Annotated in this window: 18 protein-coding genes; 9 read left to right on the top strand and 9 right to left on the bottom strand. The window is 38.6% G+C overall.

What is annotated here, in order from left to right; all coding sequences use genetic code 11:
- Positions 1-106 precede the first annotated feature (106 nt).
- Genes G468_RS0108505 through sdhC form a run of 4 tightly spaced genes read right to left on the bottom strand, consistent with a single transcriptional unit; the run spans position 107 to position 3,357 of the window.
- Entirely contained in the window at positions 107-823 is a 717-nt protein-coding gene (locus G468_RS0108505; RefSeq protein WP_034249585.1) for a succinate dehydrogenase iron-sulfur subunit, read from the bottom strand.
- A gap of 36 nt (positions 824-859) precedes the next feature.
- On the bottom strand, positions 860-2,626 hold the full coding sequence (sdhA, locus tag G468_RS0108510; protein WP_026822771.1) for a succinate dehydrogenase flavoprotein subunit: 1,767 nt from the start codon (positions 2,624-2,626) through the stop codon (positions 860-862).
- Positions 2,627-2,971, bottom strand: a complete 345-nt coding sequence (gene sdhD, locus G468_RS0108515) for a succinate dehydrogenase, hydrophobic membrane anchor protein (RefSeq protein WP_026822772.1) — start codon at positions 2,969-2,971, stop codon at positions 2,627-2,629.
- The gene (gene sdhC / locus G468_RS0108520) at positions 2,965-3,357 is read right to left on the bottom strand and encodes a succinate dehydrogenase cytochrome b556 subunit (protein ID WP_034249586.1); all 393 of its coding nucleotides are present in this window, start codon (positions 3,355-3,357) and stop codon (positions 2,965-2,967) included. The genes sdhD and sdhC overlap by 7 nt, the downstream gene beginning before the upstream one ends.
- Before the next feature lie 604 nt (positions 3,358-3,961).
- On the opposite strand from sdhC, the gene G468_RS0108525 reads away from it, so the two are divergent.
- Positions 3,962-5,257, top strand: coding sequence for a citrate synthase (locus G468_RS0108525; RefSeq protein ID WP_026822774.1), 1,296 nt, complete (start codon positions 3,962-3,964; stop codon positions 5,255-5,257).
- Between the two features lie 140 nt (positions 5,258-5,397).
- On the opposite strand, the gene G468_RS0108530 is transcribed toward G468_RS0108525, so the two are convergent.
- Positions 5,398-6,141: a type 2 GTP cyclohydrolase I gene (locus tag G468_RS0108530; RefSeq protein WP_026822775.1), complete on the bottom strand. Its 744-nt coding sequence runs from the start codon at positions 6,139-6,141 to the stop codon at positions 5,398-5,400.
- A gap of 134 nt (positions 6,142-6,275) precedes the next feature.
- Positions 6,276-6,479: a YbfA family protein gene (locus G468_RS0108535; RefSeq protein WP_026822776.1), complete on the bottom strand. Its 204-nt coding sequence runs from the start codon at positions 6,477-6,479 to the stop codon at positions 6,276-6,278.
- Positions 6,480-6,837: 358 nt separating this feature from the next.
- On the opposite strand from G468_RS0108535, the gene kdpF reads away from it, so the two are divergent.
- The 6 genes from kdpF to kdpE are packed head-to-tail and all read left to right on the top strand — an operon-like array spanning position 6,838 to position 14,722.
- Positions 6,838-6,942, top strand: a complete 105-nt coding sequence (kdpF, locus tag G468_RS25315) for a K(+)-transporting ATPase subunit F (RefSeq protein WP_081700644.1) — start codon at positions 6,838-6,840, stop codon at positions 6,940-6,942.
- Entirely contained in the window at positions 6,943-8,649 is a 1,707-nt protein-coding gene (gene kdpA / locus G468_RS0108540) for a potassium-transporting ATPase subunit KdpA (RefSeq protein WP_026822777.1), read from the top strand.
- Between the two features lie 10 nt (positions 8,650-8,659).
- A complete protein-coding gene (gene kdpB, locus G468_RS0108545) occupies positions 8,660-10,726 on the top strand; it encodes a potassium-transporting ATPase subunit KdpB (RefSeq protein WP_026822778.1) in 2,067 nt (688 codons plus the stop codon).
- A 13-nt stretch (positions 10,727-10,739) separates the two neighbouring features.
- Positions 10,740-11,333: a potassium-transporting ATPase subunit KdpC gene (gene kdpC / locus G468_RS0108550; protein ID WP_026822779.1), complete on the top strand. Its 594-nt coding sequence runs from the start codon at positions 10,740-10,742 to the stop codon at positions 11,331-11,333.
- Positions 11,334-11,342: 9 nt separating this feature from the next.
- A complete protein-coding gene (gene kdpD, locus G468_RS0108555) occupies positions 11,343-14,042 on the top strand; it encodes a two-component system sensor histidine kinase KdpD (RefSeq protein WP_026822780.1) in 2,700 nt (899 codons plus the stop codon).
- The gene (gene kdpE, locus G468_RS0108560) at positions 14,039-14,722 is read left to right on the top strand and encodes a two-component system response regulator KdpE (protein ID WP_026822781.1); all 684 of its coding nucleotides are present in this window, start codon (positions 14,039-14,041) and stop codon (positions 14,720-14,722) included. The genes kdpD and kdpE overlap by 4 nt, the downstream gene beginning before the upstream one ends.
- Before the next feature lie 116 nt (positions 14,723-14,838).
- Here kdpE and pgm read toward each other — a convergent pair whose 3' ends face one another.
- Together pgm and seqA are read right to left on the bottom strand one after the other, a co-directional pair.
- Positions 14,839-16,476, bottom strand: a complete 1,638-nt coding sequence (gene pgm, locus G468_RS0108565) for a phosphoglucomutase (alpha-D-glucose-1,6-bisphosphate-dependent) (RefSeq protein ID WP_026822782.1) — start codon at positions 16,474-16,476, stop codon at positions 14,839-14,841.
- 65 nt (positions 16,477-16,541) lie between these two features.
- Positions 16,542-17,081: a replication initiation negative regulator SeqA gene (seqA, locus tag G468_RS0108570; protein WP_026822783.1), complete on the bottom strand. Its 540-nt coding sequence runs from the start codon at positions 17,079-17,081 to the stop codon at positions 16,542-16,544.
- A gap of 360 nt (positions 17,082-17,441) precedes the next feature.
- Here seqA and G468_RS0108575 point away from each other — a divergent pair, with 360 nt between their 5' ends.
- Both G468_RS0108575 and G468_RS0108580 read left to right on the top strand, forming a co-directional pair.
- Positions 17,442-18,233, top strand: a complete 792-nt coding sequence (locus G468_RS0108575) for an alpha/beta fold hydrolase (RefSeq protein ID WP_026822784.1) — start codon at positions 17,442-17,444, stop codon at positions 18,231-18,233.
- A 238-nt stretch (positions 18,234-18,471) separates the two neighbouring features.
- On the top strand, positions 18,472-18,951 hold the full coding sequence (locus tag G468_RS0108580) for a cysteine peptidase family C39 domain-containing protein (protein WP_026822785.1): 480 nt from the start codon (positions 18,472-18,474) through the stop codon (positions 18,949-18,951).
- Positions 18,952-19,148: 197 nt separating this feature from the next.
- Here G468_RS0108580 and G468_RS24155 read toward each other — a convergent pair.
- On the bottom strand, positions 19,149-19,885 hold a 737-nt coding region (locus tag G468_RS24155), incomplete at its 5' end, for a phage tail fiber protein (protein WP_026822786.1).

The raw sequence follows: 19,885 nt of genomic DNA on the forward strand, positions 1-19,885 counted from the left end.
AAGGTTCCTTCTATAATTTACCACACAAAGTTAACAACAATTTAAAATAATCGTTTTCTATTTTTTATTTCCCGCAATATTTCTATTACGGGAAATTTTGCCCAAACTATGCACTACGCTTTAATAACATCGATTTAATGTGGCCAATAGCTTTAGTCGGATTTAAACCTTTTGGACAAACACTGACACAATTCATAATACTATGACAGCGAAATACACTAAACGCGTCATTTAAATTATCCAATCGGGTCTCGGTTTCAGTATCCCGACTATCGATTAAAAAACGATAAGCAGCTAATAAACCGGCGGGGCCAATAAATTTATCAGGATTCCACCAAAATGATGGACATGAGGTTGAACAGCAAGCACAAAGAATACACTCATATAAACCATCCAATTTTTCTCGTTGTGCTGGAGTTTGTAAATACTCACGAGCCGGGGAATTCTTGCCATCATTAATAAGGTAAGGACGTATTTTTTCATACTGAGTATAAAATTGAGCCATATCAACTACTAAGTCACGAACAACCGGTAAGCCTGGCAAGGGACGAATAACAATCTTTCTTTTATTACGACACAAAGCTGACAATGGTGTAATACAGGCCAAGCCATTTTTACCGTTCATATTTAACCCATCAGAGCCACAAACGCCTTCACGACAAGAACGGCGAAATGCTAAAGTCGGATCTTTTTCTTTTAGTTGGATTAACGCATCCAGCAACATCATGTCACGCCCTTCAGCAATGTCCAAACTGTAGTCTTGCATGCGTGGCATATTATCGACGTCTGGATTGTAACGATAAATGGAAAATTCAACTTTCATAATCTACTTTCTCCGCAACACTATTAACGTCCTACATTAATAAGTACGTATTTTGGGTGGGAAGGGATCACGTAACTCAGGTTGCATATTGACGGCACGGCGAGTCATGGTTCCAGACTGTGGTAAATATAGAGTATGACATAACCAATTTGTGTCATCACGATCAGGGTGGTCAAAACGACTATGTGCCCCCCGGCTTTCTGTACGGAAATTGGCTGCTTCTGCCGTTGCAAAGGCTGTTTCTACCAAATTATCAAGCTCTAAACATTCAATGCGTTGAGTATTAAATTCGCGTGAAGTATCATCTAAGCGGGCATTTTTTAAACGTTCACGAATGACTTTTAATTCTTCTAAACCTTTAGCCATCGCATCACCTTCACGAAAAACGGAAAAATTATGCTGCATACAAGCTTGTAACGCTTTACGTATTTCTACCGGATCTTCACCACTATGGGTATTATCCCAGCGATTTAAACGCATTAATGCCACATCAATATCAGATTCACTGGCATCACGCATTGAACCTTGTTGCAGTAAAGATTCTTTCAGATGTAACCCGGCAGAACGTCCGAATACCACTAAATCAAGTAATGAATTGCCGCCCAAGCGGTTGGCGCCATGAACAGAAACACACGCAATTTCACCAACAGCAAATAATCCCGGGATTACAACATCTTTACCTTTTTCATCAATCGTCAACACCTGACCAGTTACTTTGGTTGGGATCCCACCCATCATATAATGGCAAGTAGGAATAACCGGAATAGGTTCTTTAACGGGATCAACATGCGCAAAAGTCCTGGATAATTCAAGAATACCAGGTAGTCGTGACTCCAACACTTCTTTACCTAAATGATCCAGTTTTAATTTAACATGGGGTCCCCAGGGGCCATCACATCCCCGACCTTCACGGATCTCTATCATAATTGAGCGAGCAACAACATCACGGCCGGCTAAATCTTTCGCATTGGGTGCATAACGCTCCATAAAGCGTTCGCCATCTTTGTTAAGTAAATAGCCTCCCTCTCCCCGACATCCCTCTGTCACTAATACACCTGCACCCGCAATTCCAGTTGGATGAAATTGCCACATTTCCATATCCTGCAATGGCACATCTGCTCTGACGGCCATGCCAACACCATCACCGGTATTAATATGCGCATTAGTTGTTGATTGATAAATTCTTCCGGCTCCTCCAGTCGCCAAAATGGTGGCTTTGGCTTTAAAATAAACCACCTCACCAGATTCCATGCATAATGCGGTACAACCGACTATGTCGCCATCCTGATTTTTAACTAAATCCAATGAATACCATTCGGAGAAAATGGTGGTATGGTTTTTTAAATTCTGTTGATAAAGGGTATGCAAAAGGGCATGCCCAGTTCTATCTGCTGCCGCGGCAGTGCGAGCAGCTTGCTCACCACCAAAATTTTTTGATTGGCCACCAAATGGACGTTGATAAATACGACCGTCATCTAAACGTGAAAATGGTAACCCCATATGCTCAAGTTCTAGTATGGCCTCAGGCCCAGTTTTGCACATGTATTCAATGGCATTTTGATCACCGATATAATCAGAGCCTTTGACGGTATCATACATATGCCATTGCCAATCATCTTCATGAGTATTACCTAACGCAACGGTAATCCCACCCTGGGCTGATACGGTGTGTGAACGTGTTGGGAAAACTTTAGAAATTAATGCACATGACAAACCTAACTGAGAAATTTGCAATGCTGCTCGCATCCCAGCGCCACCAGCTCCAATAACAACTGCATCAAACTCTCTTACTGGTAATTTCATTTACGCTCCCCACACTACTATTGTTCCATAAATTAAATAAGTCATTAATATAACAATTAAAAAAAGTTGTAATAATAATCGCAATGCAATTGACTTAATGTAATCAGTTAGTACTTGCCATAAACCTATCCAGGCATGTATCAATATGGAGATGAGCGTTAAAATAGTAAAAATCTTGGTTATTGAAAAAGCAAAAAACGCACGCCAAACAGCATAATTTAACTCAGTTGTTACAATAAAACTGACAATATAAAACGTATAAAGGACAATAATAATCGCAGATGCACGAAGTAGCAGCCAATCTTGTGTACCGGTACGGCCTAATGTTGATGCGTTAACTACCATACAAAAACCCCCGCTAAGATCGACAAAATAGCGGTAATAATAAACGCAGCTATCGCTGAAATACGTCCGACTAACAAACTCTCACCGATAAAACCAAAATCCATTAGCATATGACGCAGGCCACCACAAATATGATATATCAGTGCTGTCAATACACCCCAAATAATGAATTTGATGAAAAAACTATGCATAATTTCAGTAGCATATTGAAAGCCTTCCAGTGAAGAAAGCGATAATCCCAACAGCCATAATAAAATACCGACCGCAACAAAGGTAATAACGCCAGAGACACGATGTAAAATCGAAGCGATTGCAGTAACAGGAAAATGAATTGTCTGCAATTGAAGATTAATAGGTCTTTGTTTTTTCACAATTTTTGCCCACACAGCTTTTTATTGTTTTCCTACCTCCGGACCTGGAGCAGAAATCAAACAGCGATCGTGATAACAAAGTACAACTCAGCTGATAAATTAATCCATAACATATTGGCAAAAGTTGTTACTTATTAACGCTGGGTACTCCTACCACAAGGTAATCCAGAGACCTCGTTTGCAGTATATGACCTTCACATGCCCATTACAATTACAACACATTATGTTTGGAGAGATTTAGCTTGAACAGTGAGTGTGATCACGATTTAAACATCGGTTATTAAATTGATAATGTAATTTGACAAGCGTTAAACATTTATCTTACATATGATTAAGTTAAATTAATTAGTCATTATTACCACACAAAAAAAGAAATTATGTAAAATAAAAATGCTAGATTGTTATCCATAAAAAACCTAATGTTATTGTTGAGATAATTTAAAATGTACAAGGAACATAATAAATTATGAAATGTTAATAAAAAGTTTCGTTTGATAAAAATTTCGTTAAAAATCATGATTCAAGCCTTTTAATTAATAAAATATCATGCAATTTCTAAGCGTTTTATCATGCTTTCATGGTTGTCGGAAATTGCGTTTAAGCGCTAAGGAGACCCGTAATGGCAGACAAAGAAAAAAAGACTATAGAATTAGTCGATAAAGATGCAGAAAAAATTGAGCTTGAAGTTTTAAAACCGACGCTTGGGGTTGATGTAATTGATGTCCGAGGATTAGGCTCTAAAGGTTATTTTACTTACGATCCTGGCTTTACCTCAACCGCATCCTGCGAGTCTAAAATTACCTATATAGATGGAGATAAAGGTATTCTTTTGCACCGCGGATATCCTATTGATCAATTAGCTACCAATTCTACTTATTTAGAAGTTTGTTATATACTACTTTATGGTGAAAAACCTTCGCAAAACGATTATGACAAGTTTAAAAAAATTGTCACCGAACATACCATGATCCACGATCAAATTACTCGGCTTTTGCAAGGTTTTCGACGCGATTCTCATCCAATGGCAATCCTTTGCGGTGTCACTGGCGCGCTGGCAGCTTTCTATCATGACTCATTGGATGTTAATAATCCGCGTCATCGTGAAATAGCAGCATTTAGATTACTCTCAAAAATGCCTACAGTTGCAGCTATGTGTTATAAATATTCTATTGGACAACCTTTTATTTACCCGCAGAATGACCTCTCTTATTCAGCAAATTTTCTTCATATGATGTTTGCTACACCTTGTGAAAAATATCCGGTTAATCCAATCATCGAACGAGCGATGGATCGCATTTTTATTCTACATGCTGATCATGAACAAAATGCCTCAACTTTAACGGTAAGAACAGCCGGTTCTTCAGGCGCTAATCCATTTGCTTGTATTGCTGCGGGAATTGCCTCTCTTTGGGGCCCGGCTCATGGTGGCGCCAATGAAGCCTGTTTACGGATGCTAGAAGAGATTCAGACTGTCGAAAATATTCCTAAATTTATCAAACGGGCAAAAGACAAAGATGATCCTTTCCGTTTGATGGGATTTGGCCATCGGGTCTATAAAAATTATGATCCCCGAGCCACTGTTATGAAGCAGACTTGTGATGAAGTACTTAAAGAACTTGAATTAAATGATAATATATTAGAAGTTGCCAAACAGTTAGAACATATCGCTCTCAATGACCCCTATTTCATTGAGAAAAAACTTTATCCCAATGTGGATTTCTATTCTGGCATCATTTTAAAAGCGATAGGGATCCCAACAACCATGTTTACGGTTATTTTTGCTATTGCGCGTACCATTGGTTGGATTGCTCACTGGAATGAAATGCATGATGAAGAGTTAAAAATCGCTCGTCCGCGCCAATTATATACCGGCTATAAACAAAGAGATTTTCAAAGCGATTTAACCAAAAAATAGTTAATTTTATTGTAATAAATAGACTGTGTCCGACTATTTTATTTTGCATAATCAACAACCACATAGAATACAAGACACAGTTTAGAGATAAACTAACTTTTAACGTTTTTTAGCTAGCTTAGTATTCTTCTTGACAAAAATCAGGCAGGATTGGCTATATCGACAAAAGTAACCTCAAAACCATACTCTTTTTGCAGCCATTCACCTAATACTTTAATGCCGAATCGCTCCGTTGCATGATGACCTGCAGCATAAAAATGAATCCCCATTTCTCTAGCAATATGAATCGTTTGCTCAGAAACTTCCCCAGTCACAAAAGCATCAACGCCAGCCTCAGCTGCCTGTTGAATAAAATTCTGTCCCCCCCCCGTACACCAGGCAATAGTGTAGATCTTTTTTGGACCATTATCACCACAGTACAGTGGTTGGCGCCCTAACCGCTCATTTAAACGTGTCATTAAATCATCAGGCGTTATCGGTTGCGCAAACTTTCCTATTGGCAATAAGGGCGTAATATAGCTCTCTATCTCAACCTCCATGATCTTTGCCAACTGCGCGTTGTTACCCATAATGGGATGGGCATCAAGGGGTAAATGATAGCCATAAAGGTTAATATCATTACAAAGCAAAGTCTTTAATCGCTTACGCTTCATATTAAGAATAACGGCGGCTTCATTTTTCCAAAAATAACCATGATGAACAATAATTGCATCTGCTGCTAATTTTACCGCTTCATCAAGTAATGCTTGCGATGCTGTCACGCCGGTTACTATTTTTTTTACCTCTGAGCGCCCTTCAACCTGAAGTCCATTGGGCGCATAATCTTGATATTCATTAATATTTAAGTGCGTATTGATTAGCTGTTCTAATTCAACATTATCCATTACTTACCCATCCCATTTGTAAAAATGATTTATTTAACTAAATAATAAACTTAAAAATATACTTCACCGCGCGTCAAAACAAAAACGTCCTATCACCACAAGTAATAGGACGTTTTATTTTTTTAATCAATTAATTACTTCATCGATTGCGTATCTTCAGCGCTGGCTAACCAAACAGGTTTATCACTAGTCTTTAGCCACATACGATGTAGGTAACTATAGAAGCGGCTACGGTCACGACGAAAAATCATGACAGGAAAAGCCACTATACCTAATAATACAACACCAACACGACGCAAGAGAACTTGATGCCAAGGGTATTGACGATACTCGGACATAAAGATCCTCCTTATAAAGTTATCAATTGATATAACCAATTGAGATATATTATGTAATTAATGAAAATTTTATCTGATAAAAACGACTATTACTATTCATCAGACCACCTTTTTGCTGTTTTTTTCAGCACTTTTACTTATGTCGTAATTTATTTACTTATTAATCAATAAAAAATCAACTCTTATTACAAATAATTAACCATATATTAACTATGGTTTATTTATTATAACAAAATTTACGATAACAGTAATATCTTACAAACTATTATATTGGCATTTTTATACTATTTTTACACTATGTGCCGACTTTTTATCAGATTCTTTGCATTGAAAAACTTAAGCTCTATACATCAAAAGCATGAGGAGACAAACTGTGTCCATTTTTACTATCACAGGGATCATTCTAATTGGAATATTATTTCTCTATTTGATTTATGCGCTTATTCATGCGGAGGATTTTTAAATGGTAAGTAGTGCTTTATTATTAATTACCAGTTTTTTAATTCTCCTGCTTGTAATCGCTAAATTTGTAGGAAATTATATCGCTCTATTGATTGAAAGTGATTTACCGATTTGGGTTTTCAAAATGGAATCCGGCTTATGGAGTTGTTGCCGGTTACGCAAACCCGGTGGTGAAATACATGAAATGAATTGGCGACAATACGTTATCGCGCTGCTGCTGTTCAATGTTATTGGTGGCATATTTCTCTTTCTACTATTAATCAATCAACAAAATTTACCACTCAATCCACAAAAATTTGCCAATCTAGATTGGGATCTTGCAATTAATACTGCGATTAGTTTTATCACCAATACTAACTGGCAAGCTTATAGTGGCGAAAACACCTTAAGTTATTTTAGTCAAATGACGGGTTTAACGGTACAGAATTTCTTATCTGCCGCGACCGGTATCGCGGTAGCCTTCGCGCTGATCCGCGCCTTTGCACGCCAAGGCGTCAAAACCCTAGGTAATGCTTGGATAGATATTGCTCGTATTACACTCTATCTTTTGCTTCCACTAGCGATTATTTTTGCCTTATTTTTTGTGAGCCAAGGTGTGTTACAAAATTTTTCGCCGTATCTAGTAGTAGAAACATTACAAAATCAAAACCAAATTATTCCAATGGGGCCCGTTGCTTCGCAAGAAGCAATAAAATTATTAGGCACGAATGGCGGCGGATTTTTTGCCACAAATTCCGCGCATCCTTTCGAAAATCCCACCGCATTAACCAATTTTGGCCAAATGATTGCCATTCTTTTAATCCCTACCGCACTCTGTTTTGCCTTTGGTCGCGTGGTCGGTGATAGTCGGCAAGGCATAACATTAATTTGGGCGATGGCAATTATTTTCATTATTGCTATCACTATTGTTATCTATTCAGAAACGCAAGGTAATCCACAACTGATGCTTTCAGGCGCCAACAGTAATATTAATCTGGAAGGCAAAGAAACCCGCTTTGGGATTTTAAATTCGGCACTCTATGCGGTTATCACGACAGCAACCTCTTGCGGCGCCGTAAACGCGATGCATGATTCTTTTACTGCGTTAGGGGGAATGATACCAATGTGGCTTATGCAACTTGGCGAAGTGGTATTTGGCGGCGTCGGTTCTGGATTATATGGCATGCTACTATTTGTCATGCTAGCTGTTTTCCTAGCGGGGTTAATGATCGGTCGAGCACCGGAATATCTAGGGAAAAAAATTGAAATTCAGGAAATGAAATTAACCGCTATTGCTATTTTAATCACTCCCGCTTTAACGTTACTTGGTACCGCACTGGCGCTTTTTACCGAAGCAGGACGTAGTGCTATTTTAAATCCTGGCGCTCACGGCTTCAGTGAAGTTCTTTATGCCTTTTCCTCAGCGGCGAATAATAATGGTAGCGCTTTTGCCGGATTAAATAGCAATAAGCTGTTCTATAATATTACGCTGAGTATTGTTATGTTTATCGGTCGTTTTGGCTTAATCACCGCAGTAATGGCTATTGCTGGTATTATGGTAGGCAAAAAACGCCAGCCTGAAAGCTTTGCCACTTTACCTACTCATGGCCCACTCTTTATTGGCTTGTTAATACTGACTGTTTTCGTTATTGGTGCACTCACTTTTGTGCCTGCCCTGGCGCTTGGGCCAATTGCTGAACATTTACAACTTTGGCATTCTGCCCAATAAGGGACTATAAATGAACAAAAAAACCAGCCTATTGTTTGATAAGAAATTGATTCAAAAAGCATTATTTGATGCTATAAAAAAATGTGCGCCGCAAATTCAGTGGCGCAATCCAGTTATGTTTATCGTTTATATCGGTAGTATATTAACGACATTAATTTGGTTTTATCAATTATTTACGCCATCAGTTGACAATAATACGCTATTTACCGGCATAATTACCGTTTGGTTATGGTTTACCGTGCTATTTGCTAATTTTGCCGAAGCACTGGCTGAAGGGCGCAGTAAAGCACAAGCAGCTAGCCTTAAAGGTGTTAAAAAACAAAGTATTACTACTCGTTTAGCCAGTGCAGATTATCAAGCAGCAAAAGAAAAAATTAACTCTGACCAAATAAGAAAAGGCGATATCGTACTGGTTGAAGCAGGCGAAATTATTCCTTGCGATGGTGAAGTGCTGGAAGGCGGTGCTTCCGTTGATGAGAGTGCAATTACCGGTGAATCAGCCCCCGTTATTAGGGAATCTGGTGGTGATTTTTCTTCGGTAACAGGCAGAACGCGGATACTGTCAGATTGGTTAATTATCCAATGTACCGTCAATCCTGGTGAAACTTTCCTTGATCGTATGATTTCTATGGTAGAAGGTGCCCAACGTCGCAAAACACCTAATGAAATTGCGTTAATCATATTACTAACTGCATTAACCATTATTTTTCTATTAACCTGCTCAACACTTTATCCTTTTAGTTTATTTAGTACTGAGGTGAACGGCAGCGGTAGTCCAATTTCTATTGTAGTACTGATTGCGTTATTAGTTTGTTTAATCCCGACTACCATCGGTGGATTACTCTCTTCAATTGGCGTTGCCGGTATGAGTCGAATGTTAGCCGCAAATGTCATTGCAACCAGTGGACGCGCCGTAGAAGCAGCGGGTGATGTCGATGTCTTATTACTCGATAAAACAGGTACTATCACTCTCGGTAATCGCCAGGCGTCTAAATTCTTATCTCTTAAAGGTGTTACAGAACAACAACTGGCTGATGCGGCTCAACTATCGTCGCTGGCTGATGAAACACCAGAAGGGCGTAGTATTGTTATCTTAGCTAAGCAATTGTTTAATTTACGCGAGCGTGATCTACAAGCATTAAATGCTACATTTGTTCCCTTTTCCGCCATGACACGGATGAGTGGCGTTAATGTTGGTGATCGTGTGATCAGAAAAGGCTCTGCCGATTCTATTCGTCGTTACCTAGAAACAAGTCATGCCAGATTCCCAGCCGAAACGGAAAAATTAGTCGAAGAAGTTGCCCGAAAAGGAGAAACACCATTAGTTGTTGTTGAGAATCAACAAATTCTTGGTGTGGTCGCCTTAAAAGACATTATAAAAGGAGGAATCAAAGAGCGCTTTGCTGAAATGCGCCGGATGGGAATTAAAACCGTGATGATCACCGGTGATAATCATTTGACAGCCGCTGCCATTGCTGCTGAGGCCGGCGTTGATGATTTTCTGGCCGAGGCAACACCTGAAGCTAAACTGGCATTGATCCGCCAATATCAGGCAGATGGGAGTTTAGTTGCAATGACAGGTGACGGCACTAATGATGCACCCGCACTGGCGCAAGCCGATGTTGCGGTTGCCATGAATTCTGGCACCCAGGCAGCAAAAGAAGCCGGTAATATGGTCGATCTTGACTCAAATCCGACTAAACTTATTGAAGTTGTTCACGTTGGTAAACAGATGTTGATGACCAGAGGCGCTCTTTCAACCTTTAGCATTGCCAATGATATTGCCAAATATTTTGCCATTATTCCTACTGCTTTTTCGGTTACTTATCCTCAGCTTAATATATTAAATATTATGCAGTTACACTCCCCCTCTTCAGCTATTCTGTCAGCAGTTATTTTTAATGCGCTAATTATTGTTGGCCTGATCCCATTAGCACTAAAAGGCGTTAGTTACCATCCCATGAGTGCCATCGCATTATTACGCCGTAATTTATGGATCTATGGATTAAGTGGTTTAGTTATACCATTTATTGGTATCAAGTTGATTGATCTACTGCTTAGCCTGTTTATGTCCTGATAAGGTATTGAATATGAATGTTTTACGTTCTTCATTTGTGTTATATATTTTTCTAACTATCATAACCGGAATTGTTTACCCATTATTTATTACTGGTTTATCAAATGCTTTTTTTAATCATCAAGCTAAAGGATCCTTGATCGAAAAGAATAATCGGACTGTCGGTTCGGCACTAATTGGCCAATCGATTACTGAGATTAAATATTTTCATGGCCGTCCGTCAACGACGACTGATACACCATATAATGCATTAGCTTCCAGCGGCAGTAACCTGGCGGTCAATAATCCCGCATTACACAAACTGTTTGCTAGCCGTGCTGAACAAATTAAAATGTTCAATAATCAAAACAACGTGGCCGTTCCAGTCGATCTGATAACGGCGTCAGCCAGTGGATTAGATCCTCATATTTCACCAAGTGCAGCTTATTATCAAGCAGGCAGGGTTGCTAAAGCACGCCGGCTTGCTTTGCATAAAATTAGACACCTGATTGCAGCTAACACCGAGCGACCCTTTTTAAGTTTTTTAGGTCAACCTGTTATTAATGTGCTTAAACTTAATATTGCCCTTGATGCACTTGAACAATCAGAGAATGCAAAAATACAATAAGGTTGATTGATGGAGAGCCAGGAACCTAAAAGCCCTACCCCGGAAGATTTATTGAGTATTGCCAATGAAAAAATTCGCGGCAACTTAAAGATCTTCTTCGGCGCCTACGCTGGAGTAGGAAAAACCTATGCAATGCTACAAGAAGCCCAACGGCTTCGCTCTCAAGGTCTCGATGTTGTCATCGGTGTGGTTGAAACGCACAATCGATCAGAAACCGCTGCGTTACTGGAAGGTTTGCCACAACTACCAGCAAAGCGGATCCGCTACCACGGACGTAAAATTAATACTTTTGATATTGACGGTGCTTTAGCACGTCACCCCGCTATTATTTTAATGGATGAATTAGCTTTTAGTAATCCACATGGCAGTCGTCATCCTAAACGCTGGCAAGACGTGGAAGAATTATTAGATGCTGGTATTGATGTTTTAACCACCATTAACGTACAACATTTAGAGAGTTTAAACGATATTGTCGGCAGTATTACCGGTATTCGCGTCCGTGAAACGGTACCTGATCATATTTTTGACCAAGCCAGTGAAATTGTTTTAGTCGATTTACCGCCTGACGACCTGCGCCAACGATTGAATGAAGGAAAGGTCTATATTGCCGGGCAAGCCGAACGAACCATTGAACACTTCTTTCGCAAAGGCAACTTAATTGCACTAAGAGAGTTATCTCTAAGACGTACCGTTGATCGTGTCGATAATCAAATGCGGGAGTATCGCGATACCCAAGGTTATTCTCAAGTTTGGCACACTCATGATAATTTATTAGTATGCATTGGCCACAACACAGGAAATGAAAAATTAGTTAGAGCAGCGGCCAGGCTAGCCGCTAAACTGGGTTGTAGTTGGCATGCCGTGTATGTTGAAACCCCAAAACTACATACTTTAGCCGAAGAGAAAAGACGTGCCATTTTAAAAGCATTAAAACTAGCACAAGATTTAGGCGCGGAAACCTCAACCTTAGCTGATGCCAATGAAGAAAAAGCCATTTTAGATTACGCCCGGGAACATAACCTAGGTAAAATCGTCATCGGCCGTAAGCAAAATACCACCTGGAAACTGCTCAACTGGAAAATACGCCCTGATTTTGCTGAGCGCTTAGGCAAACTAGGACCGGATTTAGATCTCATTATTATTGCATTGGATGAAAAAACCGCTTGGGAAAAAGAGAGCGAACGCCGGCCGTTAAATGACAAATGGCGAGGAAATATTCAGGGTTACCTGTTTGCCGCTCTGTTATGTATTACCATCACTCTATTTTCTAATCGCTTTTTGCTTAATTTCGATCAGGCTAATGTTGTTACTGTTTATGTATTAGCGGTGGTTATTATCGCGCTGCTGTATGGCCGAAATCCGTCTATCTTTGCCGCATTTATTAATGTTATCGGTTTCGATCTTTTTATTGTCCAACCCCACTTTTCCTTTGTTGTTTTTGACATGCAATATTTGATAACCTTTATTGTTATGCTGGTCGTTGGTCTTTTAGTGGGTAATCTCGCTGCGGGAGTGCGTTATCAAGCTAGAGTCGCTCGTTACCGTGAACAACGGACGCGGCATCTTTACGAAATGACCAAAGAGCTAAGCCGAGCGCTGAATGAAATTGATATTGCAAAAACCGGTTATCACTTCCTTTCCAATGCCTTTAAAGCAAAAGTCAGCCTGTTGCTACCCAACGAGCAGCAGCAACTGGTTCCGCTTAAGTTAGCCGACTATGGTCAGGTGCAAATTGATCAAGCTATTGCCTTATGGAGTTTTGATAAAAACCAACCCGCTGGGGCCGGAACGGATACACTACCTAGCGTGCCTTACCAATTACAACCGATTGCAACTTCAAAAGAAACTTTAGCCATTTTAGCTATTGAACCGCAAAATTTACGTCAATTACTGATCCCAGAGCAGCAACGACTGCTACAAACTTTTACTGGTTTGATTGCCAATGCATTTGAACGATTACAACTTGCTAGACAGGCAGAATCGGCCAAACTGGATGCTGAACGTGAACAATTGAGAAACTCTTTATTGGCAGCACTTTCTCATGATTTACGGACTCCTCTAACGGTAATATTTGGCCAGACAGAAATATTAATGCTGGAATTAAGTGCGGAGCATTCACCTCATACTGAAAAGGTCAACCAAATTCGTCAACAAATCCTAAGTACCTCAAGATTAGTCAATAATTTGCTTGATATGGCGCGGATCCAATCCGGTGGTATCGTGCCAACACTTGCCTGGGAATCATTACAAGAAATTATCGGCAGTGCCTTGCGTTCTCTCGAATATGCCTTAAAAAGCCATCCAACTAAAATTAATGTTCCAGCTGAGCTATTGCTTTATTGTGATGCCAATTTACTCGAACGTGTAATTATTAATTTACTGGAAAATGCGATTAAATACTCTGCTGAAAATTCACCGATCGGTATTGATGCCTACCCACAAGGTAAATATATCCATATTGAAATTTGGGATAAAGGTATTGGTATACCGGAAGGACAGGAAAAACTTATTTTTGATAAATTTTCACGAGCTAAAAAAGAATCGTCCATTCCTGGTGTTGGTCTAGGGCTGGCTATTTGTCAGGCGATTATTAAACTTCACAACGGCGAAATTTGGGCGGAAAATAATAAAAATAGTGGAGCTACTTTCCACTTTGTTTTACCTTTAATAGAAGTCCCTGCAATAGAAGAGGCCATTGAGACAGAGTGATTCAGCACAATATTTTAATAGTTGAAGATGAAAAAGAGATAAGACGATTTGTCAAACTGGCACTTGAAGGTGAAAATTTTCGCGTTTATGAAGCAGAAACTTATCAACGAGGACTTATCGAATCCGCTACCCGCAAACCTGATCTCTTGATCCTCGATCTAGGCTTACCTGATGGAGACGGTATCGATTTGATCCGTGACTTACGCCAATGGAGCCATATTCCGGTATTGGTACTGTCGGCACGGGCAGATGAAACAGATAAAGTTATGGCACTTGATGCCGGTGCCGATGATTATCTAACCAAACCATTTGGTATTAGTGAACTGTTGGCTAGAGTCAGAGTTGCTCTACGTCGCTATGCACGTAAAAGCCAGCCAGATCCCGTATTTCGATTTGGTGATATTAGTGTTGATTTAATTAATCGGCGAGTAACTAAAAATCAGCAAGAACTCCACCTTACCCCAATTGAGTTTCGTTTACTCAGTGAATTTATCACTAATAGTGGCAAAGTGTTAACTCAACGTCATCTGCTACGACAAATATGGGGTCCTAACTATATTGAACATAACCATTATTTACGCATTTATATGGCACATTTAAGGCAAAAGTTGGAAGACGATCCCACTCAACCAGTACACCTACTCACTGAAACAGGAATTGGCTATCGTTTTATGCCTTAATGATAACTCACTTAATCCAGATGAAGATAATGCACTCGATTATTGCATTATCATTGTTGTTATCAATTTTTAACTAAATAAATCTATTAGATAATTTTTACTAAATAATTAACTACTCAATCTGCAATAACCTGATTAACAATCTGAATAGCTTCCTGCTCAATCAACTTAAGATGCTCCTTACCACGAAAACTTTCACAATAAATTTTATAAGCTTCTTCGGTGCCTGAAGGTCGCGCAGTGAACCAACCATAATCCGTTATGACTTTTAAACCACCAATAGCCGCACCATTAGCCGGCGCTTTGGTTAATCGGGCAATAATCGGATCACCCGCCAACATATCTGCCGATACCATTTCAGCGGTCAGTTTAGCTAAACGCTGTTTTTGTTTATGGCTAGCTTTAGCTTGAATGCGACTATAGCAAGGTTCACCAAAACGATGAGCAAGTTCTTGATAGTACTGCTGCGGATTTTTCCCGGTCACTGCGGTTATTTCGGCGGCTAGCAAACAGAGGATAATACCATCTTTGTCTGTCGTCCATGGTGTTCCATCAAATCGTAGGAAAGCAGCACCGGCACTCTCTTCACCCGCAAAGCCATACTTACCCTGATATAACCCATCAACAAACCATTTGAAACCAACCGGTACTTCCATTAATTTACGGCCTAAATCGGCTACCACACGATCAATCATGGCACTAGAAACTAATGTTTTGCCTACCACCACCTCTTTTTGCCATTGTGGTCGATGACGAAATAGATAATCGATAGCAACAGCGAGATAATGATTTGGATTCATTAATCCCGCTGGCGTTATAATTCCATGGCGATCATAATCAGGATCATTAGCAAAAGCTAAATCAAATTTATTGCGCAAATCCAATAAACCTTTCATCGCCCAAGGCGAAGAACAATCCATTCGGATCACACCATCGTGATCTAACGGCATAAAACTAAATGTTGGATCGATTTGTTCATTAACTAGCTCTAAATCCAGTTGATAATATTCAGCAATACGTTTCCAATAATTTATTCCCGCACCACCTAATGGATCGACACCTATTTTTAAACCGGCTTTTTTAATTGCAGCCATATCGATAACTTCACTCAAAGCAACCACATAAGGCTCAACAAAATCTTGTTGCTGGTAGTATGGATCTTTAATAGCAATTTGATAATTGATGCGTTGGATAGCCGCTAATTGATTAGCAATGAATTGATTCGCTCGCCACTCAATTTCAACCGTCAGCCGTTCATCTGCTGGACCACCATGGGGCGGATTATATTTGATCCCACCATCTTCTGGCGGATTATGTGAAGGCGTGATCACAATACCATCCGCTTTTTTTTCGTGCTGGCGATTATAATCCAATATAGCGTGAGAAATAGCCGGTGTTGGTGTAAAACCGTCGTCTTGCTGCGCGATGACATCAACCCCATTCGCGATCAAGACTTCAATAACCGTCATAAAAGCCGGTGCAGATAAGGCATGAGTATCTTTTCCTACCAAACAGGGGCCAGTAATACCATTTAATCGACGAACTTCTACGATAGCTTGGGTAATAGCTAAAATATGTTGCTCATTAAAACTACTACGACAGGCACTACCACGATGACCTGATGTACCAAATTGAACGCTTTGAGCCGGGTTTTTAATTTGGGGTTGTAGCGAATAATATTGTGCAACCAATTGTTCAACATTAATTAAATCACTTTGTTGGGCAGATTGCCCAGCACGTTTATGCAATGCCACTTATTTCTCTCCGAAGGGACAGCGGTACACATAGCCATAATCACTAAGTGACCAATAATATTTGTTTAAATCGTACCACACACTTTCTCAACCAATTCAACAGGAAACTTCATATCTTGCATAATTTGTTCAATCATATTGCGTTTACGATTGGTATTAGTATTGGTGATTACCCAATAAGGCGTATCAGGTATTAGGCGAGGTTTTGTCTGCTTACCACTGGCTAATAAGGTCTGTTTATTGCTAGCAAAATAGATACGCGTTCTGCCATGGGTTGCTTCTGTTGCGGCCACAAAAGCGGATTTGTTTAAATTGTATAGGGTGGATAAAATAAGCATAAAGCGATCAATTGCTTTGCTTTTAGTGGCATAATCGTTAGAAAGCAATAAATCATGCATCACACTTGCTGCATCGTAGGAAGAAACTGATTTATTTTTTTTCACTTCAGCCGCTATATTACTTACGGTTACCGAGAGTGGTATATGCGACTGACTAACGTCAAACCCTAACAGACGTCGTAATATAACCGATGCATTTTCACCTATATGCTGGGTATGACTCGCGATATAGCGGTAAAGTTCTTCGTCAACTTCAATCGTTTTCATGTTATTTCAATCTGTTTTAATTAAAATTATCTGCCAATTATAAGATATAAACCTAAAAAACAAAACAATGAATATTTCAATTACTTAACTTAGTCTATTCATAAAAAAGTTTTCGTCTTGATGCTCAATTTGTATAGAAATAGCTTAATAACTTTAGCTTACTAAGAACAAAAATATCTTTATTGATATCTGAGATTAATCACATTATTCATATAAATAGCAAAATATTTTCGTGTCACTTCCCCTTTTCACTCACCAACATCAACTTAAATTTTAATACTGACCAAGCTAATAATTATTGGTTTCTCGCTCTATCCATGTCATTATACAAACTATTGATTAATGAAATGTAATATGACTATGTTGCTAAATAATTGGCTAAATTATCGTATCCATCATCAAGAAAAGCCTATCTCTTCTGCTGCGATTGTACTCATCCATGGCTTGTTTGGTGACTGGCAAAATTTAGGCGTATTAGCTCGCAATTTACAAAATCATTTCACCGTTATTCAACTAGATATCCGCAATCATGGTAGCTCGCCACAGGCAGAAACAATGCGCTATTCTGAAATGGCAACAGACGTTTTAGCGCTGCTAACTCATTTAAAGCAAACAAGCATTATCGCTATTGGACACTCAATGGGCGGAAAAATTGTCATGGCGATGACGGCAATAGCGCCTCAATTAATAGAAAAAATTGTGGTTATTGATATTGCGCCAGTCACTTATCAAATTAATCGTCATGAAAATATATTTTCTGCCTTAGAAGCAGTAACACAAGCAGGCGTAACTTCCAGACAGGAGGCTGCTGTTATTATGCGTAATACGTTAACTGAAGAAAGTGAAATTCAATTTTTACTAAAATCATTTGATAAAGGCAAATGGAAATTTAATTTACCTATTTTAAAAAAAGAATATAACCAATTGATGGGTTGGAAAACGATTCCATCCTGGCCTCATCCTGCACTCTTTATCAGTGGCAGCCGTTCTGATTACATTAGCGAAAATTATCGCAAAGATATTATTACTCAATTTCCGCAAGCTCAAGGCCAGATTATTTTAGGAAGCGGTCACTGGGTACATGCTGAAAATCCAGCAGCAGTCATCCGAGCTATTCATCGCTTTCTGGCTATTCCAGCTGATAAACAATAAATCGCATACCCTAATATTGCTCTTTTTATCTTGTTCATAAACTAATTTGAAACAGATAATAACTTTATTTCAATTTAAAAATATAACTAGTCTTAAAAACAGTAAGATCCTTTTTTAACACTTTTCATAAAAAAATAAGTCGATAGAATAAACTTTCTAACTAAGTAATATAATAAAGCATTTTATTAATATTAAATATATTTAAATGGCTTTATATTTTAATTTATGGCTATTGACTATGGATGAAAATAATAAAAAAACGCTTGAATTAATTTCTATTATCATAAGACTAAATAATAAAATAAATATTAATGAATATAATAAAGAAATAACTCAAAATGATAATTTTGTTGATTGCACAAAAAAAATTCAACAAATGTATCAAATTATCATAAAAGAAAAACGCTGCCATAAAAAAGAGTTATCGCGTCTGATTTTACCTGCCATTATTTATGATAATGTTCCATATATATTAGCCAGTTATAATGATGAACAAGTATTAATACAATCTGCTGGCAATAAACCTCCAGAAATTTGGCAGAAACAAGATTTTCTTCAACGTTGGAATGGCAATTGGCTTAAAATAAACCAAAAACAATCCCACTTTGATATTCGTTGGTTCGTACCTGAATTCTTAAAACATAAACAGATATTTATTGAAATCTTGTTTTTTTCATTTGTATTACTAATAAATATCTTTTCAGATAATACATTTTAATCAATAAGTTAAATAAAATTCATGTATCTATTTTATTTTTATATACACATACATGTACAAATTTATTTTTCACCCTTTACGCGCCACCTTTGCCATAACGCTAAGTACAAAACCTCAATCTCACACAAAACCACTTACCCGCAACCAACAACTAATAGTTAACAACTTCCTCCAACGCTGCTAATATGATGGTGGGGCTATTCTTTTTGCGCGTGTTGCTGATTCCAGATTGAATCAACGGGCATCTCTACCCTAACATCTAGCCATGTCGATGGCGGAATATCACACGGCTCACCATCGATATAATAAGTTGGTTTTCCATCAATAATCTCTTTAACTCTCAAATTCTGAAATTCTTCTGGCAAATGAGAGTGCTGTCGGTGAAAGGTTTGGATTTCAATATTGCCGTCAGGTAGGATTTTATCTTTGATATATATTAGCTCTAAACCATTGCTATTTTTTGGCACCGATACCCCATTATTTATACCCCATCCACCGTCTGCGTTATAACCCATGACGCCGGAAATGAAATATTTATCAACTTCTGTTCGTTGTACGTTGACGCCTTCTGATTCGTCGTTAGTTTCAAAACGACCATCAGGATGAATTTTAACGATTGGTGATGATTTTTTAAAATATCCGTTAGAATCTGCCCTCATTTTAGGAATATCAGAGGTTAGAGCTATAGTTCCGCCCTTTCCGGGTAAATAAATATTAAATTTTCCAACTTTTTCAAAATATGAACGTTGGTCATTATTATTAGAACCTATTCGCCAAGTATTACCATTAGCTGCGATTAATTCTATATATCCATGAGTACTAGGAGACTTAACTACTAATTTAGGTGCGGTTATATCTGTAGGATTATTAGTTAAAGCCAGTGTGCCATTTTTATTTGATGGAATAGTGACAACGGCTTTATTGTTATTTTTAG

The organism is Arsenophonus nasoniae DSM 15247 (genome assembly GCF_000429565.1).
GTDB lineage: Bacteria > Pseudomonadota > Gammaproteobacteria > Enterobacterales > Enterobacteriaceae > Arsenophonus > Arsenophonus nasoniae.